The sequence below is a fragment of the Bradyrhizobium sp. PMVTL-01 genome, assembly GCF_051861855.1.
Lineage (GTDB): Bacteria > Pseudomonadota > Alphaproteobacteria > Rhizobiales > Xanthobacteraceae > Bradyrhizobium.
The window spans coordinates 7,044,581-7,067,302 of sequence record NZ_CP193982.1 but is presented as its reverse complement, the minus strand read 5'-3'; the positions used below and the strand labels follow the sequence as shown (position 1 = coordinate 7,067,302).

Genomic DNA, 22,722 nt, shown 5'->3' with positions numbered 1-22,722 from the left:
GCAGCGCCGGTGGCTGAATGGATTCCGGGTTCGCGCCACGCGCGCCCCGGAATGATGGCTAGTTCTTCAGCCGATATCCGGTGCGGAAAATCCACCAGATCACGCCGAGGCATATCGTCAGGAATGCCACCGTCATGCCGATGCTGACGGATACGCTGACGTCGGCGATCTCGTAGAAGCTCCAGCGGAAGCCGGAGATCAGATAGACGACCGGGTTGAGCAGCGCGACCGTGCGCCAGCCCGCCGGCAGCATGTCGATGGAGTAGAAGCTGCCGCCCAGGAAGGTCAGCGGCGTCACCACCAGCATCGGGATCATCTGCAGCTTCTCGAAGCCGTCGGCCCAGATGCCGATGATGAAGCCGAACAGGCTGAAGGTCACCGCGGTCAGCACCAGGAAGGCCAGCATCCAGATGGGATGGTGGATATGCAGCGGCACGAACAGGCCGGCTGTCCCCAGGATGATAAGGCCCAGAATGATCGACTTGGTCGCGGCCGCGCCGACATAGCCGAGCACGATCTCGAAATAGGAAATCGGCGCCGACAGGATCTCGTAGATCGTGCCGGTGAATTTCGGGAAGTAGATGCCAAAGGACGCGTTGGCGATGCTCTGCGTCAGCACCGAGAGCATGATCAGGCCCGGCACGATGAAGGTGCCGTAGCTGACGCCCTCGACCTGGCTGATGCGCGAGCCGATCGCGGCGCCGAACACCACGAAATAGAGCGAGGTCGAAACCACCGGCGAGACGATGCTTTGCAGCAGCGTGCGCCAGGTGCGCGCCATTTCGAACAGGTAGATGGCGCGGACGGCGCGGTGATTCATGACGTCCTCACGAGGTCGACGAAGATGTCCTCGAGCGACGATTGCGTCGTGTCGAGATCGTTGAAACGGATGCCTGCGGTGCGCAGGTCGCTGAGCAGGCTGGTGATGCCGGTGCGCTCGCCCTTGGTGTCGTAGTCGTAGACCAGCGTCGCGCCGCCATCGCAAAGCTCGAGCTCGTAATGGGCGAGGCTCTCCGGCAGCGAGGTGACCTTGCCCTGCAAGTGGACGGTCAGCCGCTTCTTGCCGAGCTTCTGCATCAAGGTCGCCTTGTCCTCGACCAGCACGATCTCGCCCTTGTTGATGACGCCGATGCGGTCGGCCATCTCCTCGGCTTCCTCGATGTAGTGCGTGGTGAGGATGATGGTGACGCCGGACTGCTGCAGCGTGCGCACGACTTCCCACATGCCCTTGCGCAGCTCGACGTCGACGCCGGCGGTCGGCTCGTCCAGGAACAGGACCTGCGGCTCGTGCGACAGCGCTTTCGCGATCATCACGCGGCGCTTCATGCCGCCGGAGAGCGTGATGATCTTGTTGTCCTTCTTGTCCCAGAGCGAGAGGTCCTTCAGCACCTTCTCGATGTGCGCAGGGTTCTTCGGCTTGCCGAACAGGCCGCGGGAGAAGCTCACGGTCGCCCACACGCTCTCGAAGGCGTCGGTGTGCAATTCCTGCGGCACCAGGCCGATCAGCGAGCGCGCCTTGCGGTACGAGGTCTGGATGTCTTCGCCGCCGACGAGGACGCGACCCTCGCTCGGGTTGGCGATGCCGCAGATGATCGAGATCAGCGTGGTCTTGCCGGCGCCGTTCGGCCCGAGCAGCGCAAAGATCTCGCCGCGCTTGATGTCGAGATTGACGTTCTTGAGCGCCTTGAAGCCGGACCCATAGGTCTTCGACAGATTGGCGACGGAAATGATGGAGGACATGATGGCCGCAAGGCTTGGGGCAAAAGGCTGGGGGAGGGAGGCTGGATCTGCCGGGAAGGGCGGGTCAGCGGTGCCCTGAAATAGGAATGCCCTTGCCCGGTCGCAATTGGTCGGAGAAAAATCGTCTCGAAACCGGCTCTTCAGGGGCGGGTTCCGGGCAAGTGTTGCACAACCGCCACGGCTTGCTGCTAAGATTGTCGCTTACGCGGCTCTTTGTTGCGTCTGTGAGCAGGCCGTGGCTACGATTCCCGCCAATCGCCAAGCGTATTGTCCCCAGGGAAAACATCGATGAGACCGAACGGCCGTCACACCGCCGGCGCCAGCCAATTGCCCGCCCTCCGTGTGTGGGCGATTTGCCTGCTTCTGCTGTCAGCTGTTGCCATCAGCCCGACCACCGCGAGGGCGGCCCCGGGCCAGGCCCAGGTCGCGACCACGCACGTCTACCTGCTGCGCGGCGTGCTCAACATCTTCTCGCTCGGCCTCGACACGATCGGTGCCCGCCTCCAGGCGGAGGGCATCCCGGTGACCGTCGCCAACTTCGTGTCCTGGTCCTCGCTTGCCGATGAAGCCGCGACCGCCTACAAGGCCGGCCGCATCAAGACCATCATCCTGGTCGGCCATTCCTCCGGCGCGACTGCACTGCCTGACATGATTGCGAAGCTCAACCAGCTCGGCGTGCCCGTAAAGCTCGCGATCGGCCTCGATTCCGTGTTCAAGACCAGGCTATCGACGGGCGCCGAGCGCTACATCAACATCTATATCGGCGATGGTCCCGGCGAGCCGGTGCGGGCCGCGGCGGACCTGCGCGGCAAGCTCGACAATGTCGACGTACGCGGCACCGGCGTCGGCCACATCTCGATCGACAAGAGCGAGGCGATCCAGCGCCGCGTCATCGCCGAGATCGAGGCCGCGGTCATGCGCTCGCGCGCTCCGGCTGCCCCAGTCGCCGAGCCCGGCGCGCCGCGGCAGGCGCGGTCGGCGGCGGCGACGGCTCCGGCGAGGAACTGAGCGCACGTGGTGTAGCCTGAAGACGATATGACCTTTGGTTGACTCGATGCGCCAAGGATTCACCTCTCCCCTAGGGTGAGGTGGATCCCGGCCGCCGATCGAGTCCATCACGCCAAAGCCGCAGTCACACGCACCGGCACGCTCTCCAGCCCGCGCAGCGAATTGTTGAGCCTGCGCTTCGGCTCGGCCGTCAGCGGCTGAGCGGGCACTGGCCTTCGTTCTGGGCGCGGAACGCGTCCTCGCCCTTGATGGTGGTGACGACCTTCAAGAGATCCCAGGCCGACGTCGATTCCTCCGGGGCCTTCACCTGGAGCAGGTAGAGCGGGTGGATCTTGCGGCCGTCCTTGCGGATGTAGCCCTTGCCGAACAGCGGATCGTCGGTCGGCGTTTCCTTCATCGCGGCGACGACGGCCTTGCCGTCCCGGGCGCTGCCGACCTGGTCGACCGCCTTGAGGTAGTGGATGACAGAGGCATAGACGCCGGCCTGCATGTCGTTCGGATAGGCCTTTGACGGAATGCGCTCGGCGAACCGTTTGGCGAACGCCCGCGTGCCGTCATTGAGATCCCAGTAGAACGGATTCATGATCTGCGCGCCTTGCGCAAATTTCAGCCCAAGCGCGGGAAGGCCGTTCATGCCCAGGATCAATCCGACCAGCTTGTGATCCCTGGTCAGCCCGAACTCGGCGGCTTGCTTCATCGAGGTGATGGTGTCGTCGCCGGCATTGGCGAAGCCGACGACGTTCGCGCCAGATGCCTGGGCCTGGAGCAGGAAGGAGGCGTAGTCGGCCGTTCCCAGCGGATGCCGCACGCTGCCGAGCACCTCGCCGCCGGACGCCTTCACGGCCTCCGCGGCCTGCTTCTCCAGATCATGGCCAAAGGCATAGTCGGCGGTGATGAAGAACCACTTCTTGCCGCCCTGCTGCACGATCGCCTTGCCGAGGCCGCGGCCATAGGCATAGGTGTCGTAGGTCCAGTGCACCGTGTTCGGCGTGCACTTCTCGCCGGTCAGCAGCACCGTGCCGGCGCCCGATCCGACGAAGACCTTGTTCTTCTCGGCGCTCATGCCGGCCACCGCGAGCGCAATCGACGAGTTCGGAATGTCGAAGATCGCATCGACGCTCTCGTTCTCGTACCAGCGCCGGGCGATGCCGATCCCGATATCGGTCTTGTTCTGATGGTCGGCCGCGACGACCTCGACCGGCTTGCCGGCAGCCTTCCCGCCGTAATCCTCGACCGCCATCTTGGCGGCGACGACCGAGCCGATGCCCTGATAGCTCGCGAACGGACCGGATTGGTCGTTGAGGATGCCGATCTTCACAGCGTCCTGGGCGAACGCCGGTGCGGTGGTCAGCATTGCCGCCAGCATGCACAATCTATGCAGGAATTTGCTGTTCATTGTGTCCCTCCCATGGGCGGTCTTGGTGCCGCTTCATAATAGTTATATTTTATAGCTATTTTCGAGAGTGTCAATTTGGCCCGCTTTGGATGCATATCATGAGCCCGAAGACCCCGAAATCCGGCGCCAAATCTGCCGAACTGCAGGAGAAAGCGCTGGACCTGAATGCGCTTCAGCGCACACCCGGCTTCATGCTGCGCCTCGCGCAGCTGAAGTTCTTCGAAGGCTTCTATGAGGAATTCGCCGCACTGGGGCTGACGCCGGCAACCTACGCGATCTTCGCCGTCATTCGCGACAATCCCGGCGTGCCGCCGAGCAGCCTCGCCAGCCTGCTCCGGCTGCGCTTGCCGAACCTGATCAAGATCCTGAACGAGCTCGAATCGTCCGGCTTCATCAAGCGCAACCGCTCGAGGTCCGATCGCCGTGCGGTCGAGCTCATCCTGACGCCAAAGGGGGCAAAGCTCATCGCCGAGGGGGCGAGGCTGACGGAGCCCTATAACCGCAAGATGCTGGCGCCGCTGAGCGAGGCCGAGCAGCGCACGCTGCTCGACCTCTTGAACCGCATGCTGCCGCTTTAGGCCGGCGCGCGATGCGGCAATCGAAGATCGCCACAGCTCATCTCACCCCAGAAACGCACGAATGCTCTCCGCGATCTCCCGGGCGTGCGTTTCCAGCACGAAATGGCCGGTGTCGAAGAACTGCACGATTGCATTGGGATTGTCGCGCTTGAACGCTGCGGCACCGGGCGGAATGAAGAACGGATCGTTCTTCCCCCAGACCGCCAGGAAGGGCGGCTTGTGCTTGCGGAAATTTTCCTGGAATGACGGATAGAGCGCGACGTCGCTCTTGTAGTCGCAACTGCCATTTTAATGGTTACTATCGATCAGCCGTTATTCGTCGGCCAAGGACTGCGCTCATGGACCGCCCGCCATGTTCATCGCCGACCCACTCGGCCTCGATTTTCTCAACTCGGTTGCAACACCGGTCGATACAGCGGTCGACTGGATCGGCGATGGCGATGGCTTGGTCGACTGGCTGTCGCAGGCGAAATTGGTGCCGGCGGAGGAGCTGGACGCGTTGATGGGGCGCGCCAAGCCGGGCGAGCTCGACAAGGTCGCCCATCAGGCCCGCGCGTTGCGCGAGTGGTTCAGGGGCTTTGTTCTGGAGCATGCCGGCAGGCCGCTGACCGCGAAGGCGCTGCACGAGCTTGGCCCGTTGAACAGCATCCTGGAGCGCGATGAGGCGTTCCTGCAAATCGCGCCTCGCCACGATGAGGAAGGCCTTGCACGGCAGAGGATGCGGCGCTGGCAATCAGCCGAAGCTCTTCTGCTGCCCGTCGGCGAGGCGATGGCGAAGTTCGTCTGCGAGGAAGACTTGTCCGACGTCAAGGCGTGCGAGGGCCATAACTGCACGAATGCTGTTCGCCGACCACACCCGCAGTCGCGCAAGGCGGTGCGGCAACCGCGCCAAGCAGGCCGCGCATCGCAGCCGGCTCAAGGGCCGGCAATGACGGGTCGGGGGCGGGCTCATCCGGCAGGTCACGGAGCTTTGACCCGCGACGGTGCGTCGCGCCACGGTTCCCGCGCCCCAAAATCCACCAAATCGGTCGTCACTAAGCCGGTTTGGGAGACGCCCTTTGCCTCCCGTCGCGGGACTGCTGGATTGATGATTGATTTGAGGCGGTTAGTCGTGCTGGCAGCGGTGGCGTTGCTCGCCTTGGGCAACGGCATAGCCGTGGCTTCACCCGCCAAGTCGAAGCGCCCGGCCGCGACAGTCACATCGACGCCTCCCGTTCCGCCCGCCGAGCCGCTGCCGCCGCCGAAAGTCTACCTGTTCCGCGGTGCCATGGGGCCGATCTTCTCGACCGGCATGGACCGGCTCAGCGAGAAACTGACGCAGGCTGGCTTCTCGGCCGACGTTTATGAATTCACGGTCTGCCGGCTGATCGGCAACCGCGCCATCGCCAGCTACAAGGAGAGCCCCGCGCCGATCGTGCTGATCGGCCATTCCATGGGCGGGCTATGCTCGGTCATCATCTCCGAGATGGCAGCCAAGGAGAACATCCCGATCAGCCTGGTGATCGCCATCGATCCCGCGCATGCGACCGGCGACGTGCCGCTCAATGTCGAGCGCTTCATCAACATCTTCATGTCCGACAGCGTGCTCGGCGGCGGCGACGTCGTGGCGGTGCCTGGCTATCGCGGCCATTATGCGAGCTACGATCTGAAAGAGAACAGCCGCGTCTCGCACATCAACATCGAGAAGTCCGACGAGATCCATCGCCAGATCGTCGAGATGGTGACGCAGCTGCCGCGCATTCCGCCGCAGACCCAGGCCGGTGCCGTGCCGCTGCGCTATCTCGTGCCCGCCGATACGCTGGTCGAATTGTGGGACAGCGGCGTGCGGGTGCCGGTGCGTCGCGGCGACACCATGGAGAGCATCGCCGCGGCCAATCGCGTGCCGCTGTGGACGCTCGCGCAGAGCAACTCGCTGGCGGAGAACGCGCAGCTCACCCCGGGCCAGACCATCATCGTCCCGCGCCATCTGACGCCACCGGCGCCTGCCGCCGCGATGGCGACGCCGCCGCCCGCCGCGCGGAAGTAAGGAACAGCGGTTTCAGCAGATCGAGCTCACACCAGCAGATCGTGCTGCCCGTGAGGCCCGCCTGAGCCGCCCACGCCGTGAGCGCCATCGTCCAGCTGCGGACCCTCGTCCGGTGCAGCGGCGTGACCATGTCGGTCGTCATGTGCCGCGCCTTCATGACGATCGAGCGGCACTGCGAGATCGTCCAGAAAAGCGATGCAGGACTTCTCTATCGCCGGGGTCAGGAATTTGAAGGAATCGTCCGGCCCGGACGGATCGGCCTGCGCGTTTCCGTGCGGGCCGTGCGTCTCGTCTGGCGCAGCATGAGGTTGTCCATGGGACTTGTCGGGGCGCTCTATCGAGGCATGACTGTGTTTGCTTTCCTGGGATTGATCCGAATGAGGGTTGCCGCCGTTTCCGAGACCTTTCTCCGAGGCGATATCGAGAAGCGCACTGGCGGTATCGGCAAGGCTTGCATGGCCATGCGCGTCGGCAGCGTTGCCGCTCTCTGGATGCTGGTCGCTGGCAACGAGCGCATCCGGCACGCTGAAAGTGACGGCACGATCTTGCTCCGTCGTACCGGTTGCGGCGTTTCCGTTTGGACTGTCGTCGGTCCGGGGTGGTTCGAAGACAAATTTGACGGGCTCCATCGACAGCGAATGGACTGCCGGTTGTGACGGGCCGGGGAGTGTTGCAGTCTCGTCCGGGGTGGAAGCGGTGATCTCGTGGCTGCTGAGATCCCGATTGGTATCGAAGGGAAAGCTCACATCGATTGCGGTCGTGCTGCCGTCCAACGAAATGGAGCCGCTGCTGTTCGTCGCCTCGGTGGAGGCATCGGCGGTAGTCAATGTCATGACCGCCGCATCGCCCAGCGTGGCGGCGCCCGGATCGAGTGTATCGCTCGCCGCCAGCACCGGTGCCGCGGCTTGATCCACGATGAAGTCCGAGGAAACGATGGCCGCGATCCCCTGCAGATGAACCTCCAGCATGCCGGAATCGCCGATCTGAAGGGCTTGGTCCGTCGGATTGGCATATGTGATCGTTTCATTGCCTGAGCTGTCGTAGAGCCAGGCGATGGTATGCGCGGGCACGGATGCGCTTGCCGAACTCAATGCCAGGATCTCGCATCCGAGCGCGCCGAGCGCCGTCAAATCGATCTTGTCGCATCCTGAATTGAAATCATTGATCGTGTCGAAATGACCTGCTTTGGAATCCATTGTCGACAAATAGACGAAGACATCGTCGCCATTGCCTCCGGTGAGCCTGTCCGGGCCGATCCCGCCGGTGATGGCGTCGTTCCCGCAACCGCCGTCGATAGTGTCTCGTCCCGAGCCACCGTAGATGACGTCATCCCCGTTGTTGCCCTTGATCGTATCGTTGCCCGAGCCGCCGAAGATGGTGTCGTTCACGCCGGCCCCGTTAACGGTGTCGTTGCCGGCGCCGCCATAGACGATCCGAGGAGTATCACCGCAAACGGTGATGCAGTCGCCTGCAGGAGTTCCGTAGACGAACGGAGGGGCTGATACCACGGCAGCCCCCGCGGCCAGGTCGTCGAAATCATTGGGATCGGCCTCGCTGGCGCCATGGATGCAGATCGTCACGTGTTGCCTGGTGCCATCGATGGTCGTGACCGTGAAGTGATCGGTGAGCGTGTCGCCGACATTGAGCGCGTCCACCACGCAATTGTGGTTGTCGAGCGTATAGGTCCACACGCCCGCGGCGGTCATCGTGAACGTGCCGTAGCCGCAGTCGCTCGCAGCGGGTGAGCTCACAGCAGTGAAAGTGTTGGACGGATTGTCGACGTCGGTATCGGCGAGCGCACCGGTCGCAACCGGCGTGCCGGGCGAGATGCCGCCCGCCTCGACCACCGAGCCTGTCGTGACCCCAGAAACGATGGCGGCGTCATTCGCGCCTTTGATCGTGATCGTCACGACCTGCGGCGTGCCGTCGATGGTCGTCACCGTAAACTCGTCGGTCAGCGTATCGCAGACATTGAGAGCCTGTACCGTGCTGTTGCCATTGTCGAGCGTGTAGGTCCAAGTACCCGACGCCGTCATGGTGAAGCTACCGAAGCCGCCCGTGCTCGTCGTTGGACAGCTCACCGCGATGAAGGCGTTGGGCGTGTTGTCGGGATCTGTGTCGGTCAGCGTGCCTGTCGCCGCAGGCGTACCGTGCGCCCCATTGGCTACACATCCGGCCTCGACCACCAAGCCGGTCGTGATGCCGGAGATAACGGCCGGGTCGTTGCTGCCGTTGATGGTGATCGTCACCACCTGAGGGGTGCCGTCGATGGTCGTTACCGTGAAGCTGTCGGTCAGCACGCCGCCAATGTTCAGCGCCTGCACGGCCGGGTTGGCATTGTCGAGCATATAAGTCCACACGCCGGCTGACGTCATCGTAAAGCTGCCATAGCCGCCCGAGCTTGCCGTCGGCGAGCCGATCGCCACGAACGTGTTGGAGGGATTGTCGACGTCCGCGTCGACGAGCGTGCCCGCGATCGGCGCGCCCGGCAACAGGCAGCTGGCCTCCACGACTGAACCGGTCACGGCCCCGGAAATGACTGCGGCGTCGTTGCTGCCGTGGATCGTGATCGTTACGACCTGGGGGGTGCCGTCGATGCTGGTCACCGTCAAGGTATCGGTCAGAGTATCGCCGACATTGAGGGCCTGTACCGCACTATTGGTGTTGTCCACCGTGTAGGTCCACACACCGGTTGCCGTCATCGTGAAGGTGCCGTAGCCGGCCGTGCTTCTGGTGGGCGAATCGACCGCCGTGAAGGTGTTGGACGGGTTGTCGACGTCGGTGTCTGTAAGCGTGCCGGTTGCGGTTGGGATGTTCGGAGCAGCGTTGGCGACGCCGCCCGCCTCTCCAACCGAGCCACCGGTGTTGCCCGAGATGGTGGCGGCGTCGTTGGCGCCGTTGATGTTGATCGTGAAGGGCTCACTCAGCGACAACGAGCCGTCCGAGACCGTGATGAGGAAGGCTGTGGTCGTCGGCGACGACAGGGCATTGATTGCATCGCTGTTCGGAACGAAGGTGTAGGCGCCGCTTGTGCTGTTGAGGTACAGGGTGCCATAGGGGCCGGTCTCCGAAAGATTGTACGTCACTCCGTTCAGTGTCGTGCTGCTGGATGTCCCTCCGCTCAGGCCGAAGGTCACGGCGCCGCCGCCAGAGCTGCTGGCAGTGAAAGTGCCGCTCGTCGCGCTGAACTCGTCGAAAGCGATCGTGTCGATTTCGACCGGCCCGGCCGGCAAGGTAAGCGACGGTGGCAGCCGTTCGATCGAGGGCAGGTTGATCGGAAGAAGCGGTGGAAGCGGGCTTTGCGGCGCAGCCGTGTTGTCCGCCGGCGTAAAATTGATGTGCTCGAAGGAAAGCGAATTGGCAAAAGGTGGCGTGCTGGAACCTGTCGCTCCTTCCGTGAGATTGGCGAGCACGTCCTGTTGAGCTGCGTGCAGCTCCTCCATTCGAGACGCGCTATTGGCAACCTGGTTGACGCTGACGGAGGAGCCGATCCTGCTCAGGACAACGGTCTCGCCGGGATCTTCAACGATGATGTGTCGCGGCACCGGCTCCTTGGTGATGAGCTCGAAGACGCCGTGCCGCAGGTCCTTGTAATTGATCTTGTCGTCATCCAGGAATGCGGCGTCCGGATCCGCGGCGTTTGCGTCGGTCATCATCGAGAAGGTCAACGCCGCAAGCGTCAACACGCCGAAACCGCTCGAATTGGAGCGCCCGCGAATGCTTCCAAGCGGCGTGTCGAACGTCAGGGCGCCGCCGTTCTCCAATCGGCCGGCAGCGAAGGAAAAGCTTCCTCTGGTGACCGCAAGCACGATCGAATGCACGGCACCGCCGGGATCGCGAACATATTCGCTTAGCTCGATGCGAGTGCCGCTGCAGACGTTGAAAACGGTGCCATCGATCAGCAGAATTCCGATCCGCCCGCCGGTGGTCGTCTCGACTATGTCACCGTGACAGACAGGGGCGCCAACGCTGACTTGAGCTGCAGTGCCGGCGTCACGCGTGAGAGTGGCGTAACCAATTGCCGTCTGAACCACGCCGATGATCTGGTGAGGGAGAGTCGCACCGGCCTTATCCCTGGGTTCAACGCCGGACGCGACTGACATGGTCTTGGCCTCGCCTGTCAGATCGAGCTCACACCAGGAGATCGTGCTGCCCATGAGGCCCGCCTGAGCCGCCCACGCCGTGAGCGCCATCGTCCAGCTGCGGACCCTCGTCCGGTGCCGTGGCGTGACCATGTCCGTTGTCATGTGCCGCGCGTTCATGACGATCGAGCGGCACTGCGAGATCGTCCACAAAAGCGATGCTGGAGTTCTCCATCGCCGGGGTCAGGAATTTGAAGGAATCGCCCGGCCCCGGCGGATGGGCCTTCTCGTTTCCGTGCGGGCCGTGCGTGTCGTCTGGCGCAGCATGAGGTTGTCCATTGGACTTGTCGGGGCTCTCTATCGAGGCATGACTGTGTTTGCTTTCCTGGGATTGATCCGAATGAGGGTTGCCGCCGTTTCCGAGACCTTTCTCCGAGGCGATATCGAGAAGCGCACTGGCGGTATCGGCAAGGCTTGCATGGCCATGCGCCTCGGCAGCCTTGCCGCTCTCTGGATGCTGGTCGCTGGCAACGAGCGCATCCGGCACGCTGAAAGTGACGGCATGATCTTGCTCCGTCGTACCGGTTGCGGCGTTTCCGTTTGGATGGATGCCGTCGTCGGTCCGGGGTGGTTCGAAGACAAATTTGACGGGCTCCATCGACAGCGAATGGACTGCCGGTTGTGACGGGCCGGGGAGTGTTGCAGTCTCGTCCGGGGTGGAAGCGGCGATCTCGTGGCTGCTGAGATCCCGATTGGTATCGAAGGGAAAGCTCACATCGATTGCGGTCGTGCTGCCGTCCAACGAAATGGAGCCGCTGCTGTTCGTCGCCTCGGTGGAGGCATCGGAGGTAGTCGATGTCATGACCGCCGCATCGCCCAGCGTGGCGGCGGCCGGATCGATTGTATCGCTCGCCGCCAGCACCGGTGCCGCGGCTTGATCCACGATGAAGTCCGAGGAATCGATGGTCGCGACACCCTGGAGATGAACTTCCAGCAGGCTGGAATCGCCGATCTCCAGGGTCTGATCGGTTGGATTGACATACACGATGGTTTCGTTGGCCGAGCTGTCGTAGAGCCAGGCGATGGTGTGGGGCGGCACCGGCGAGCTTGTCGAGCTCAACGCCAGGATCACGAATCCGAGCGCGCCGAGCGCCGTCAAATCGATCTTGTCGGCTCCCGATCCGAAATCGGTGATCGTATCGAACTGGCCGGCTCTGGAGTCGACCGCCGACAGATAGACGAAGACGTCATTGCCGTTGCTGCCCGTGAGCTTGTCCGCACCGAACCCGCCGATGATGGTGTCGTTGTCATTGCTGCCGCCGATCGTGTCTTGCCCGGAGCCGCCGTAAATGAGGTCGGCCCCGTTGTTGCCCTTGATCGTGTCGTTACCGGATCCGCCGTAGATGGTGTCGTTCACGCCGGTCCCGTTGAGGGTGTCGTCACCGGCGCCGCCGTAGACGATCTGGGAAACGCTGCCGCCACCGGCGACGCTGTCGTGTCCAGGCGTGCCGAAGACGAACGGGGGATCGGAGACGACGGTTGATCCCGTCGCCAGATTGTCGAAGTCGTTGGGGTCGGCGTCGCTGGCGCCATGGATGGCGATCGTCACCTGTTGCGTGGTGCCGTCGATTGACGTCACCGTGAAATGGTCGGTGAGCGTGTCGCCGACATCCAGCGCGTCGACCACTGCGTTGTTGTTGTCGAGCGTATAGGTCCACAGCCCGGACGCGGTCATCGTGAAAGTGCCGTAGCCGCCGTCGCTGGCCCTGGGCGAGGTCACCGCCGTGAAGGTGTTGGCGGGATTGTCCAGGTCGGTATCGGTGAGCGTGCCGGTCGCGACTGGCGTGCCGGAAGCGATGCCGCCGGCCTCGAGCACCGAACCCGTCGTCGTTCCGGAAATGGAAGCGGCGTCATTGGTGCCGTTGATCGTGATCGTCACCAGCTGCGGCGTGCCGTCGACCGTGGTCACGGTGAACTGATCGTTCAGCGTAGCGCCGACATTGAGCGCCTGCACTGCGCCGTTGCTGTTGTCGAGCGTGTAGGTCCACGTGCCAAGCGCGGTCATCGTGAAGGTGCCGAAGCCGCCGGCGCTCGTCTTTGGCGTGGTCACCGGGGTAAAGGTATTGGCCGCATTGTCAGGGTCGAGATCGGTCAATGTCCCGGTCGCGGTCGGCGTGCCGGGCGTACCATTGGCCACACCTCCGGCCTCTACGACCGCGCCGCGCGTCGTCCCGGAAATGATTGCCCCATCGTTGCTGCCGTTGATCGTGATCGTCACCGTCTGTGGGGTGCCGTCGGCCGAGGTCGCCGTGAAACTGTCTGTCAGCGTGGCACCGTTGTTGAGCGCCTGGACCGCGGTATTGTTGTTGTCGAGCGTAAAGGTCCATAATCCAGCCGCGGTGATGGTGAAGCTGCCATAGCTGTGCGCGCTTGCAGTCGGCGTATCGACCGCCACGAAGGTGTTGGCGGGATTGTCGACGTCCGCGGCGAGAAGCGTGCCCGTCGCGACCGGGGTGCCAGGCGAAGTGCCGCCCGCCTCGACGACGGAACCGATCGCGGTCCCCGAGATGATTGCGGCGTCATTCGTGCCGTTGATGGTGATCGTCACCAGCTGCGGGGTGCCGTCGATCGTGGTCACGGTGAACCGATCGATCAGCGTATCGCCGACGTTCAGCGACTGCACTGTACCGTTGCCATTGTCGAGCGTGTAGGTCCACACGCCGCCGGCTGTCATCGTGAACGTACCGTAGCCGCCCGCGCTCCTGGTCGGCGAGCTGACTTCCGTGAAGGTGTTGGGCGGATTGTCGACGTCGGCGTCTGTCAGCGTGCCGGTTGCGCTCGGTGTGCCGGGCGCCGAATTGGCGACGCCGCCCGCCTCCACCACTGTGCCGGCGGCGTTGCCGGAGATAATGGCCGTATCGTTGACGCCGAGAATGTTGACGACGAATGTTCGGCTCGTCGAGAACCCGGTGTCCGAGACCGTGATGACGAAACTCGCGGTCGTCGGCGACGACAGGGCATTGATGGCTTGCGCATTCGGAACAAAAGTGTAGGCGCCGGATGCGCTGTTCAGATACAGGGTGCCATACGGTCCGGTCTGCGAGAGATCGTAGGTTTCCCCATTAACGACCGTGGTGCCGGCCGTCCCGCCGCTGAGGCCGAAGGTGAGGGCGCCATTGAGCGGGCTGCTGGCGGTGAAAGTGCCGGTTGTCGCGGTGAACGTGTCGTTGAATGCGATGGTGTCGATCTCGGTGGGTCCGCCCGGCACGTTCAGTGATGGCGGCGGGCGTACGATCAAGGGGATGTCGGCCGGCGGCAGTGGCGGAAGCAGGTTTAGCGGCGCCGGCGCGTTGTCCGGGTTGAAGTTGATGTGCTGCAGCGAGGGGGCGATGACGCCGGGCGGCGTACTGGATCCAGTTGGGCCTCGCGTGAGATTGGCGAGCACGTCCTGTTGAGCTGCGTGCAGCTCCTCCATGCGAGCAGCGCTGTTGGTAACCTGATTCACACTGACGGAGGAGCCGATCCTGTGCAGGATGACGGTTTCGCCTGGATCGTCGACGATAATGTGCCGAGGCACCCGCTCCTTGGTGATGAGCTCGAAGGCGCCGTGCTGCAGGTCCTTGTAACTGAGCGTATCGCTGTCGAGATAGGTGGCGTCGGGGTCCGAGCCCTGCGCCTCTTTCACCATCGCGAAAGTCAGCGCCGCCATGGTCAGGATGCCGAAGCCGGTCGCATGGGAGCGGCCGCGAACGCTGCCAAGAGGTGTGTCGACCGTCAGGGTGCCGCTGTTTGCCAGCCGTCCGGCCGCGAATGCAAAGCTTCCGCTGCTGACCGCAACGATGGTCGAACGCGAGGCGCAGTCGGATTCGGAGGCGAACTCGCGCAGTTCGACGCGAGCTCCGCTGCCGACGCTGAATATGGTGTCGTCGAGAAGCCGAATCCCGATCTGCGCATGCGCAGCCGTCTCTATTACGTCATGGCGGCAGACAAGGTCGCCGATGCTGACCTGCGTGGCCGGACCGTCATCGCGCGTGAGGGTAACGTATCCCAACGTGCTTTGAACGATGCCGATGATCTGGAGGGGAAAGGTCTTGGTGCCCCCGTTCTGGGGGCCAACGCCGAACGCAACTGACATGGCCGTGGCCTCGCGCGCCGAACAATTCGGGCTCGGCGCGGTGCCGCGGCTTCTTGTCGGTATTGCTACGCCGCGGGCGCAATTTTTGGCGTTAGCAACCCCAGGCCTGCACGCCGAAAACGTCTGGTTTGAAATGCGAACTTTATTGGTATAGGCAACGTGATGGCAGGTTCAGCGGAGATGCTTCCCCGCAACAGCAATTTGCGCTCTCAAGAAGTTGACGCTTGAGCTATGCGAAATCTAGCCCACTTTCGCTGGCCAGGCAAACGGCTTGAGCCTAAGATCATGCACGGAAGAATTGCTTTTTTGGAGGACCGGTCCGTTAGGATCGATCCAGGTTGTAGATACTCACAATGCACGAATTGCGAGCTTGGTCGAAGCTCACATAGCTCCCATCAGGCGCCACGCAGATCTTCTCGGAAAGGGGCGGGTCATGTGCAGGCATACGATTGCGGTTTTTGTGACTGGCTTCATTTGGGCCGCGGCGTGTGTTCTCGCTGCGCCAGCGCAGGCTCAAGTCAATCCCGCAACACGCGGCCCTGAGAACGTTGTGCCGAAACCCATCGGCAAGGTCGTCGCCGTTGCAGGTTCGGTCTCGATCGAGCACGCAGGTGCGGTCGTCGTCCAGGCGAAGCTCGGCGATCCGGCTGCGCAAACCAAGGTCGGCGATGTCGTGTATCTGAGCGACGTCGTGCGAACCGGGGCGGACAGCCGGGTCAGCATCAATTTCAGCGATGGCTCGTCGTTCAATCTGTCGAGCAACGCCCGCATGACCCTCGACGAGTACGTGTACGAGCCGGCGGGCAAATCCAACGCAACGTTCTTCAATCTGGCCAGGGGAACGGCGACTTTCGTCGCCGGCCAGATCGCGAAGAGCGGCGACATGAAAGTCGATACGCCCGTTGCAACGATGGGAATCCGGGGCACCACGCCGCATATCGAAATCGCGGATGACGGCGCGGTCAAGTTCTCGACTCTCATCGAAGAGGGCAAGAGCAAATTGGTGAAGAAGCGCACGACTGCCGCGGCGCCGGAGCAGGGGAGTGGTCCCAGGCCGAACATCTGCAGGGGATGCTGAAGCGGCACGGACATGACGATCAGGGCCGCCATCATCGCCAGCGTCGCGGCCGTTCTCGTGCTGCTGTCGATCGGCTCGCCCGCGGTCGCGCAGCAGCCGCAGAAGAAAAGTCACCTCCAGAACATTGAGCAGTGCAACGGTGCGGACACTATTCCGGCCCAGGTTCGGATCGCCGGCTGTACGGCGCTCATCAATTCGGGTGATGCCAGGCCGGAGGCGCTGGCTCTGGCTTACAACAATCGCGGCAACGCCTATGCCGCAGCGGCGGAATACGACCGTGCGATCAGCGATTTCGATCGGGCGATCGAGCTCGCTTCAGGCTATGTCAAGGCGGTGAACAATCGCGGCGTCGCCTATTTGCGGAAGGGGGCATATGAGGACGCGGTCAAGTCCTTCGACGAGGCGATCAGGCTCAACCCGGCCTATGGCAGCGCTTTTGCCAACCGTGCCGAAGCCCGTCTGAAGTTGAACCAGTATGATCGAGCCGCGCTCGATTTCGACGAGGCCATCCGGCTCGATCCGAACTTGACGTGGGCATGGAGCGGGCGCTGCTGGACCCGGGCGATCATCGGCGATCTGCAGGCCGGGCTCGTCGACTGCGACAGGGTGATTCGGTCGGGATCGAGCGATGCCGCGACATACGATTCACGCGCGCTGATCCATCTGAAGATGGGCCAGTTCGCCGCGGCCATCGACGACTACAATTCCGCGTTGCGCCTGGCGCCGAACCTGGCAAGCGCGCTCTATGGACGCGGACTTGCCAGGCTCAGGCAGGGCGACGGCGCCGGCGGCAACCGCGACGTCTCGGCTGCAAAGCTCATCGACCTCAAGATCGCCGACGCGTTCGCCCGCTACGGCGTCAAGTGACGGTAGGATCGGCGGCCGAAGCTCGCGTTATCTGCGAGACGTTCGAGCCGTGGAGCTGTTCGAGCAGGCCGGCCTGACGCCGCGCATCGTGCAGGTTGCCGACGAGCAGCAGACCATCATCAACTTGGTGGCAACGAAGCTCGGGGTTGCGATCGTGCCGCGCTGGACCACGCGGATGGCCGTCTCAGGCGTGCGCTTCGTGCCGCTGCGGCCGAAGCAGAACGGCCCGGTCGGCCGGCTGCCGCTCGCCTGGCTGCGCGGTTCGCGCGATCCGGCCCGCGATGCCATGCTGGCCGTTCTTGAGGGCCGCCTGCGCAGCTATGCGCGGGACGCTTGAGAGGCTATGACATCAGCCTGGACAGAAGGTGTGATGCGATGACGGATCAGAAGGTCTCGGGCGAATTGCGGGTGGCCATTGCAGGGCTGGGCTCGATTGGCACCAAGATTGCAACCGCCCTCGATCAAGGCATCGAGGGACTGGCGCTGTCAGCCGTCGCGGTGCGCGATCCGGCCAAGCATCAGGCCTTCATCAACGGCCTGCGTCGTCCGCCGAAAGTCCTGCCGATCGACCAACTCGGTGACGCTGCCGACATCGTGGTCGAATGCGCGCCGAGCAGCCAATTGCGTGCGATCGTCGAGCCCGCGGTGAAGCGCGGCAGGGCCGCGGTCGTCGTCAGCGTCGGCGGGCTGCTCGACAATTTCGATCTGGTCGATCTCGCCCGCGCCAATGGCGGCCGCATCATCGTGCCGACCGGTGCGCTGATCGGGCTTGACGCCGTCAACGCCGCCGCGATCGGCACCATCCATTCGGTGAAGATGGTGACGCGCAAGCCGATCGACGGGCTGAAGGGCGCGCCCTTCATCGTCCAGAACAACATCGATATCGACAATCTGCGCGAGCCGCTGAAACTGTTCGAGGGCAGCGCGCGCGAGGCAGCAAGAGGCTTTCCGGCGAACGTCAACGTCGCCGTCGCGCTGTCGCTGGCGGGCATCGGTCCCGATCGCACCCAGATGCAGGTCTGGGCCGACCCCACCGTGACGCGCAACGTTCACCGCGTCGAGGTCGAGGCCGATTCGGCACGCTTCTCGATGTCGATCGAGAACATCCCGTCCGAAAATCCCAAGACCGGCCTGATCACCGCACTGTCCGTGATCGCGCTGCTGCGCAAGCAGCGCGCCACGCTGTGTGTGGGGACGTAGTTGGCGTGAGACTTCGTTAGTCCGAACACCGGTGCGCTCCCTCCCCGGCTTGCGGGGGAGGGCTTGGGAGAGGGTGTTTCCGCAGCGGGACACTCCCCCAGAGGAGAGAGCCCTCACCCGGCGCTCGGGACGATGCTTCGCATCGCCCGGAACGCGCCGACCTCTACCGCAAGCGGGAGAGGTGCAGGGAGCCGCGGCTCCTATCTCGACTATCGCGTCTTACGCCCCCGTGACGCGCCAGATCACGTTGCCGACGTCGTCGGCCATCAGCAGCGACTTCTTGTCGGGGCCGATCACGACGCCGACTGGGCGGCCGTAGGATTCCTTCTCGTCCGGGGACAGGAAGCCCGACAGGATGTCGCGACCGGGGCCGGAGGGCTTGCCGTTCTCGAACGGGATGAACACCAGCTTGTAGCCGGACAGCTTGCTGCGATTCCACGAGCCGTGCTGGCCGATCACCATGCCGTCGGGGAAGCCGGGCAATGTCCCTGCGGGCATCCAGCACAGGCCGAGCGAAGCGGTGTGGCCGCCGAGCGCATAGTCCGGTTGAATCGCCTTGGCGACCATCGCCGGATCCTGCGGCACGCGATCGTCCACCGTCTTGCCCCAGTAGCAATAGGGCCAGCCGTAGAAGCCGCCGTCGCGCACCGAGGTGAGATAGTCCGGCGGCGTCTCGTCGCCGAGCCCGTCGCGCTCGTTGACGACGGTCCAGAGCACGCCGGTCGTCGGCTCCCAGGCGAGGCCGACCGGATTGCGCAGGCCGGCCGCGAAGATGCGATGCGTGCCGGCGGCGAGATCGAGCTCGTAGATCGCGGCGCGGCCTTCCTCGACCTCCATGCCCATCTCGGCGATGTTGCTGAGCGAGCCGACGCCGGCATAGAGCTTCTTGCCGTCGGGGCTTGCGAGCAGGCTGCGTGTCCAGTGTCCGGCCGGCTTGAAGGTGGTCAGCCGCTTGCCCGGCGCCGCGATGCGGTCGGCATTGGCGACATAAGGAAAGGCCATCACACCGTCGGTGTTGCCGACGTAGAAGGTGTCACCGACCAGAGCCATGCCGAACGGCTGGTTGAGGTTCTCCATGAAGGCGCCGCGAACTTCGGCAACGCCGTCGCCGTCCTTGTCGCGCAGCAGCGTGATGCGGTTGGCGGAGAACCCGAGCGCCGCGGCGCGCCGCATCGTCGCCTGCATCGCGTAGTGAAACACGCTGCGCGGAGCGCCTGCGATCTGCGTCGCCTCCGCGATCAGCACGTCGCCATTGGGCAGCACCTCGATCCAGCGCGGATGGTCGAGGCCGGTCGCAAAGGCATTGACCTTGAGTCCGGGTGCAACCGTCGGCTTCTGGCCCTCGCGCCAGCCGCGCGCGGTCGGCATCTTCAGCGTCGGGATCGCGCCCTGCGGCTTGGCTTCGGGAATGGCGGGCGCCTGGCCCCAGGCGGGCGGCGGCTCGGTGCCGGTCATCTTGCGCCATTGCAGCGCGACGCCGCCGACGAACGCGACGAACTGCGCGAAGATACTGGAAAAGCTCATGAGAAGCCCCTGTCGAACTCTGAGGCACAGTCCACGGCGGATCGCCCGAAACCCCGCGCGGGCTCAGGCCAGATCGTCGACCTCTCCGGATCCACGATAGAGTGTCGTCGTGCCTCGTTGCGCGCGCATCCAACTGGCTGGCGGTAAAAAGGTCAACCGTCGCGGAACTGGACGGACGTCTATTCCCGCGGAATGGCAGATGACCAAATTTGCATGGACCGACATCAGCGGCCGATTTGCCGTTCCAGCCGCCGCGCCGCGCGGAAATCGTCGAGATGATGGACGTTCGGAGTCAGCGCAGCTTCCTTGGATAGCAGGTGATAGACCCGCGCCACGGTGCGCTGCTTCTGCTTGGGCCGTCCCGGCGGCATCGCCCGCGCCTTGCGGGCGGCGGCGATGGCGTGTGCACGAAAATAATCGTAGGCATCAGACATGGCTCGATGCTCTGCGGCTGGTGCAGGTGTCGGGAGATAACAAGCGGGGGAAGGGGCGGTTCCTGATGACGCCAGCGTTCCGACTCTACCCCCGTCATCCTGAGGTGCGAACCGGCGCAACGCGTCACGGCCCGGCTGGATCTAGGCCGTGCATCCTTCGAGGCTTCGGCTTGCGATGCATTCGGCCTCGCAGGCCTCGCACCTCGGGATGACGGGACTGAGCAGTAGCGTCGCGGGGAGAAAGCAGTAGGCGGAGTCCGCCTTCACCGCGGCGAGGTGAACGGAATGATCATAGGCACGCGGCGGCAATACGCGCCGTAGGCGTCCTCGCCGAGCTCTTTCGACAGGAACACCTCTTCCATCCGGCCTTTCTGCCACATGCCGAGCGAGATCAGGATCGCGCCGAGGATGGCCGTCACCGTGCCGACCGCGATGCCGGTCGCGAGCATGCCGGCGATCAGGCCGGTGTAGATCGGATGGCGCACGATGCCGTAGGGGCCGGTGTCGATGACGCGGTGGTCTTCCTTGTGGGTGATGGTGTTGGACCAGAATTTTCCGAGATGCAGCCGTCCCCACCAGGTGAAGGAGATGCCGGCGAGCACGATCAGCGCCGTGATGTAGACAGCGATGTTGCTGAACACCCAGAGCGGCTTCTCGTTCAGCACTTCCGCGGTCCACGGCGTGAACAGGATGCCGCCGACCAGGATCGGGATGCGATAGCGCCCGGATTCCAGCGTCATGACCTGCTTCTGGGTGCGGCCCTGCCAGAACGAGGCGCCGACCCAGCTGGCGAGCCAGGCGAGCCAGATCAGGGCGAGCAGTTGCGTCGGCCACGTCGTGGTCCAGCCACCCCAGGCGACAGAGAGAAGCTTGCTGAAATCGAAGGACATGAAGGTTCTTTGCGTTAGGCGGCGGCGTCAGCCCGCGCGCGAGGACAGCGCGTGATGCTCGATGGCGCCGGAAGGCTGCTGGCCGTTGCGGGCGAGCAGATGGGTGATGGTTTCGCGCAGGACCGGTTCGATCGGGCGCGGCGAATAGCCGAGCTCGGTGCGTGCCTTGCCGATCGAGAGGTCGCTCGCGGCCAGCGCGATGCGCACGCCCTCGGCGGTGCCGTTGGGCGGGCGGCGCGTGAAATTGTCGGACAAATATTCGAGCATGATGCCGGAGAGTTCGGCGATCTTGCCGGGCACGACGACCGGGAACTGGCGGCGACCGCTCATCGCCGACATCATCCGCAGGATGTTGCCCAGCGGCACGCAGTCGCCGCCGAGGATGTAGCGCTGGCCGATGCGGCCGCGCTCCATGGTCAGCACTAGTCCCATGGCGACGTCGCGGACGTCGACCAGATTGACCAGGAAGTTGAGATGCGGCTGCACCTTCTTCTGCAGGAAGTACCAGAGCATCGCGGTCGGCGGCGTCAGATTGTGGTCGGCGGCACCGATCGGCATGGTCGGCGTGCCGATCACCAGCGGAAAGCCCTCGGCCGCGGCCTTGGCGGCATGATGCTCGGCCAGCGACTTCGAGCGCGTATAGGCGCCCGGCATCGCCTCGGCCGGCTGCAGCGCCTCTTCGGCCGGAACGCCGTTGAGGTCGGTATAGCGGAACAGGATCGATTCCGTCGAGCAGTGCAGGAAGCGCGACACGCCGCGCTTCCTCGCGGCCGCCAGCACGACCTCGGTGCCGCGGCAATTCACGTCGTGGAAGTCCTGCTTGTTCGCGACCCACATGCCGGGCAGGCCGGCGAGGTGATAGACCTGACCGACGCCGGACAGCGCGGTATCGACCGCGGCGCCGTCCAGCACCGAGCCATGAACATAGTCGACGTCAGAGTTCGGCGCGGCCGGCGGACGAACATCGAGAACGCGCACCCGCTGCCCACGGGCGCGGAGCGCTTCTACGAGATGATGTCCGATGAAACCGCTGCCACCGGTAACCAGTACGAGAGCCATGAAGAAAGGTTTGCTGTTTCGCTTCTGGAGCTATCGGGTTGAAAGGGAATTGGCCGGAAGAGGCGCCAGAATCGCGGCAAGGTCGCGACGGAAGCCCAGTGCAATGAATAATTTTGCCATGACGAACATCGGTCCCAGCAAGAGATGCGAGGGAAACGTGAACAGCGAGGCCTCGCGCCCCTCAAAAACCTTGTGGCCGATGGCCTGCGCGGCGAAGCCGAGCGCGACCAGGGCAGCGAAAATGCCCCACATCGCGACGGTGCTGACTCCGTTCGCAATGGTCGACGCGATCGAGAACAGCACGATGGAGACGGCCAGAATGCCGGCCCCGAGCGCCAGATCGAGCAGCAGCCAGTAGATCAGGACCGGCAGGGCCAGGATCACCGCCAGGCTGACCTCGGACCCGAACAGCGGGACCTTCACCAGCGTCAGCGGCATCACCGCGCCCGTGAACAGCAGGAGGATGCCCACCACATGCATCGCCGTGTTCCGGGGATCGCGATGGTACTCGACATAAACGGCAAGTTGGCGTTGAAAAAAGCCACCCATCTTGGTCTCATGCAGCACGGGGTCTGGGAAGGACGAGCAAAGGCTATAGCACCGGATAGAGCGGTGCACAAACCGGCACTATTGTCGCGCAAGACCATATCGTCGCGCTGTGGGACAGACCACAAAAGGGTCAGCACTTCAAAGGGTTCCGTGGGA

The 22,722-nt window shown here is 63.9% G+C and carries 16 protein-coding genes and 3 pseudogenes; 8 read left to right on the top strand and 11 right to left on the bottom strand.

What is annotated here, in order from left to right; translation table 11 throughout:
- Positions 1-58: 58 nt before the first annotated feature.
- The gene (locus ACRQ5Q_RS34115) at positions 59-820 is read right to left on the bottom strand and encodes an ABC transporter permease (protein ID WP_439369997.1); all 762 of its coding nucleotides are present in this window, start codon (positions 818-820) and stop codon (positions 59-61) included.
- Positions 817-1,740 (bottom strand): ABC transporter ATP-binding protein, encoded by a 924-nt coding sequence (locus ACRQ5Q_RS34110; protein WP_439394323.1) that lies wholly within the window; start codon positions 1,738-1,740, stop codon positions 817-819. Before ACRQ5Q_RS34110 ends, ACRQ5Q_RS34115 begins: the two co-directional genes overlap by 4 nt.
- A 288-nt stretch (positions 1,741-2,028) precedes the next feature.
- On the opposite strand from ACRQ5Q_RS34110, the gene ACRQ5Q_RS34105 reads away from it, so the two are divergent.
- Positions 2,029-2,748 (top strand): hypothetical protein, encoded by a 720-nt coding sequence (locus ACRQ5Q_RS34105; RefSeq protein WP_439369994.1) that lies wholly within the window; start codon positions 2,029-2,031, stop codon positions 2,746-2,748.
- A 190-nt stretch (positions 2,749-2,938) separates the two neighbouring features.
- Here the strand turns inward: ACRQ5Q_RS34105 and ACRQ5Q_RS34100 are convergent, their stop codons facing one another.
- Positions 2,939-4,144 (bottom strand): ABC transporter substrate-binding protein, encoded by a 1,206-nt coding sequence (locus ACRQ5Q_RS34100; RefSeq protein WP_439394321.1) that lies wholly within the window; start codon positions 4,142-4,144, stop codon positions 2,939-2,941.
- Between the two features lie 98 nt (positions 4,145-4,242).
- Here ACRQ5Q_RS34100 and ACRQ5Q_RS34095 point away from each other — a divergent pair, with 98 nt between their 5' ends.
- Positions 4,243-4,722, top strand: a complete 480-nt coding sequence (locus tag ACRQ5Q_RS34095; protein WP_439394319.1) for a MarR family winged helix-turn-helix transcriptional regulator — start codon at positions 4,243-4,245, stop codon at positions 4,720-4,722.
- 42 nt (positions 4,723-4,764) lie between these two features.
- Here the strand turns inward: ACRQ5Q_RS34095 and ACRQ5Q_RS34090 are convergent.
- Positions 4,765-4,998 (bottom strand): annotated as a pseudogene (locus ACRQ5Q_RS34090) (alpha/beta fold hydrolase); the annotation flags it as partial.
- 76 nt (positions 4,999-5,074) lie between these two features.
- Between ACRQ5Q_RS34090 and ACRQ5Q_RS34085 the strand changes: the two are divergent.
- Positions 5,075-5,654: pseudogene (locus ACRQ5Q_RS34085) on the top strand (CGNR zinc finger domain-containing protein).
- Between the two features lie 155 nt (positions 5,655-5,809).
- Positions 5,810-6,748 (top strand): LysM peptidoglycan-binding domain-containing protein, encoded by a 939-nt coding sequence (locus ACRQ5Q_RS34080; protein ID WP_439369990.1) that lies wholly within the window; start codon positions 5,810-5,812, stop codon positions 6,746-6,748.
- A gap of 26 nt (positions 6,749-6,774) precedes the next feature.
- Here ACRQ5Q_RS34080 and ACRQ5Q_RS34075 read toward each other — a convergent pair whose 3' ends face one another.
- Positions 6,775-10,905: a VCBS domain-containing protein gene (locus ACRQ5Q_RS34075; protein WP_439394317.1), complete on the bottom strand. Its 4,131-nt coding sequence runs from the start codon at positions 10,903-10,905 to the stop codon at positions 6,775-6,777.
- A complete protein-coding gene (locus ACRQ5Q_RS34070) occupies positions 10,880-14,965 on the bottom strand; it encodes a VCBS domain-containing protein (RefSeq protein WP_439394315.1) in 4,086 nt (1,361 codons plus the stop codon). The genes ACRQ5Q_RS34075 and ACRQ5Q_RS34070 overlap by 26 nt, the downstream gene beginning before the upstream one ends.
- Positions 14,966-15,515: 550 nt before the next feature.
- Here ACRQ5Q_RS34070 and ACRQ5Q_RS34065 point away from each other — a divergent pair.
- The 4 genes and pseudogenes from ACRQ5Q_RS34065 to ACRQ5Q_RS34050 all read left to right on the top strand — a co-directional run bounded on the left by ACRQ5Q_RS34065 (position 15,516) and on the right by ACRQ5Q_RS34050 (position 18,110).
- Positions 15,516-16,043, top strand: coding sequence for a FecR family protein (locus tag ACRQ5Q_RS34065; protein ID WP_439394314.1), 528 nt, complete (start codon positions 15,516-15,518; stop codon positions 16,041-16,043).
- A gap of 12 nt (positions 16,044-16,055) precedes the next feature.
- A complete protein-coding gene (locus tag ACRQ5Q_RS34060; RefSeq protein WP_439394312.1) occupies positions 16,056-16,910 on the top strand; it encodes a tetratricopeptide repeat protein in 855 nt (284 codons plus the stop codon).
- Positions 16,911-16,962: 52 nt separating this feature from the next.
- A pseudogene (locus ACRQ5Q_RS34055) lies at positions 16,963-17,247 on the top strand (LysR substrate-binding domain-containing protein); the annotation flags it as partial.
- A gap of 38 nt (positions 17,248-17,285) precedes the next feature.
- Positions 17,286-18,110 carry an aspartate dehydrogenase gene (locus ACRQ5Q_RS34050; RefSeq protein ID WP_439394311.1) on the top strand — a complete coding sequence of 275 codons (825 nt, stop codon included), beginning with the start codon at positions 17,286-17,288 and terminating at the stop codon, positions 18,108-18,110.
- 219 nt (positions 18,111-18,329) lie between these two features.
- Here the strand turns inward: ACRQ5Q_RS34050 and ACRQ5Q_RS34045 are convergent, their stop codons facing one another.
- From ACRQ5Q_RS34045 to ACRQ5Q_RS34025, 5 genes are all read right to left on the bottom strand, one after another.
- The gene (locus ACRQ5Q_RS34045; RefSeq protein WP_439394309.1) at positions 18,330-19,634 is read right to left on the bottom strand and encodes a PQQ-dependent sugar dehydrogenase; all 1,305 of its coding nucleotides are present in this window, start codon (positions 19,632-19,634) and stop codon (positions 18,330-18,332) included.
- Between the two features lie 224 nt (positions 19,635-19,858).
- Entirely contained in the window at positions 19,859-20,068 is a 210-nt protein-coding gene (locus ACRQ5Q_RS34040) for a hypothetical protein (protein WP_212339627.1), read from the bottom strand.
- Positions 20,069-20,331: 263 nt separating this feature from the next.
- Positions 20,332-20,958 (bottom strand): methyltransferase family protein, encoded by a 627-nt coding sequence (locus tag ACRQ5Q_RS34035; RefSeq protein ID WP_439369983.1) that lies wholly within the window; start codon positions 20,956-20,958, stop codon positions 20,332-20,334.
- A gap of 27 nt (positions 20,959-20,985) precedes the next feature.
- Positions 20,986-22,017, bottom strand: coding sequence for an NAD-dependent epimerase/dehydratase family protein (locus ACRQ5Q_RS34030; protein ID WP_439394307.1), 1,032 nt, complete (start codon positions 22,015-22,017; stop codon positions 20,986-20,988).
- A 30-nt stretch (positions 22,018-22,047) separates the two neighbouring features.
- A complete protein-coding gene (locus ACRQ5Q_RS34025) occupies positions 22,048-22,566 on the bottom strand; it encodes a DUF962 domain-containing protein (protein WP_439375672.1) in 519 nt (172 codons plus the stop codon).
- Positions 22,567-22,722: the final 156 nt, after the last annotated feature.

Coding starts and splice junctions, on each gene's coding strand:
- ACRQ5Q_RS34025 (WP_439375672.1), bottom strand. CDS start 22,566: ATGGGTGGCTTTTTTCAACGCCAACTTGCCGTTTATGTCGAGTACCAT.
- ACRQ5Q_RS34110 (WP_439394323.1), bottom strand. CDS start 1,740: ATGTCCTCCATCATTTCCGTCGCCAATCTGTCGAAGACCTATGGGTCC.
- ACRQ5Q_RS34030 (WP_439394307.1), bottom strand. CDS start 22,017: ATGGCTCTCGTACTGGTTACCGGTGGCAGCGGTTTCATCGGACATCAT.
- ACRQ5Q_RS34035 (WP_439369983.1), bottom strand. CDS start 20,958: ATGTCCTTCGATTTCAGCAAGCTTCTCTCTGTCGCCTGGGGTGGCTGG.
- ACRQ5Q_RS34060 (WP_439394312.1), top strand. CDS start 16,056: ATGACGATCAGGGCCGCCATCATCGCCAGCGTCGCGGCCGTTCTCGTG.
- ACRQ5Q_RS34080 (WP_439369990.1), top strand. CDS start 5,810: ATGATTGATTTGAGGCGGTTAGTCGTGCTGGCAGCGGTGGCGTTGCTC.
- ACRQ5Q_RS34100 (WP_439394321.1), bottom strand. CDS start 4,144: ATGAACAGCAAATTCCTGCATAGATTGTGCATGCTGGCGGCAATGCTG.
- ACRQ5Q_RS34075 (WP_439394317.1), bottom strand. CDS start 10,905: ATGGGCAGCACGATCTCCTGGTGTGAGCTCGATCTGACAGGCGAGGCC.
- ACRQ5Q_RS34070 (WP_439394315.1), bottom strand. CDS start 14,965: ATGTCAGTTGCGTTCGGCGTTGGCCCCCAGAACGGGGGCACCAAGACC.
- ACRQ5Q_RS34095 (WP_439394319.1), top strand. CDS start 4,243: ATGAGCCCGAAGACCCCGAAATCCGGCGCCAAATCTGCCGAACTGCAG.
- ACRQ5Q_RS34105 (WP_439369994.1), top strand. CDS start 2,029: ATGAGACCGAACGGCCGTCACACCGCCGGCGCCAGCCAATTGCCCGCC.
- ACRQ5Q_RS34115 (WP_439369997.1), bottom strand. CDS start 820: ATGAATCACCGCGCCGTCCGCGCCATCTACCTGTTCGAAATGGCGCGC.
- ACRQ5Q_RS34045 (WP_439394309.1), bottom strand. CDS start 19,634: ATGAGCTTTTCCAGTATCTTCGCGCAGTTCGTCGCGTTCGTCGGCGGC.
- ACRQ5Q_RS34040 (WP_212339627.1), bottom strand. CDS start 20,068: ATGTCTGATGCCTACGATTATTTTCGTGCACACGCCATCGCCGCCGCC.
- ACRQ5Q_RS34050 (WP_439394311.1), top strand. CDS start 17,286: ATGACGGATCAGAAGGTCTCGGGCGAATTGCGGGTGGCCATTGCAGGG.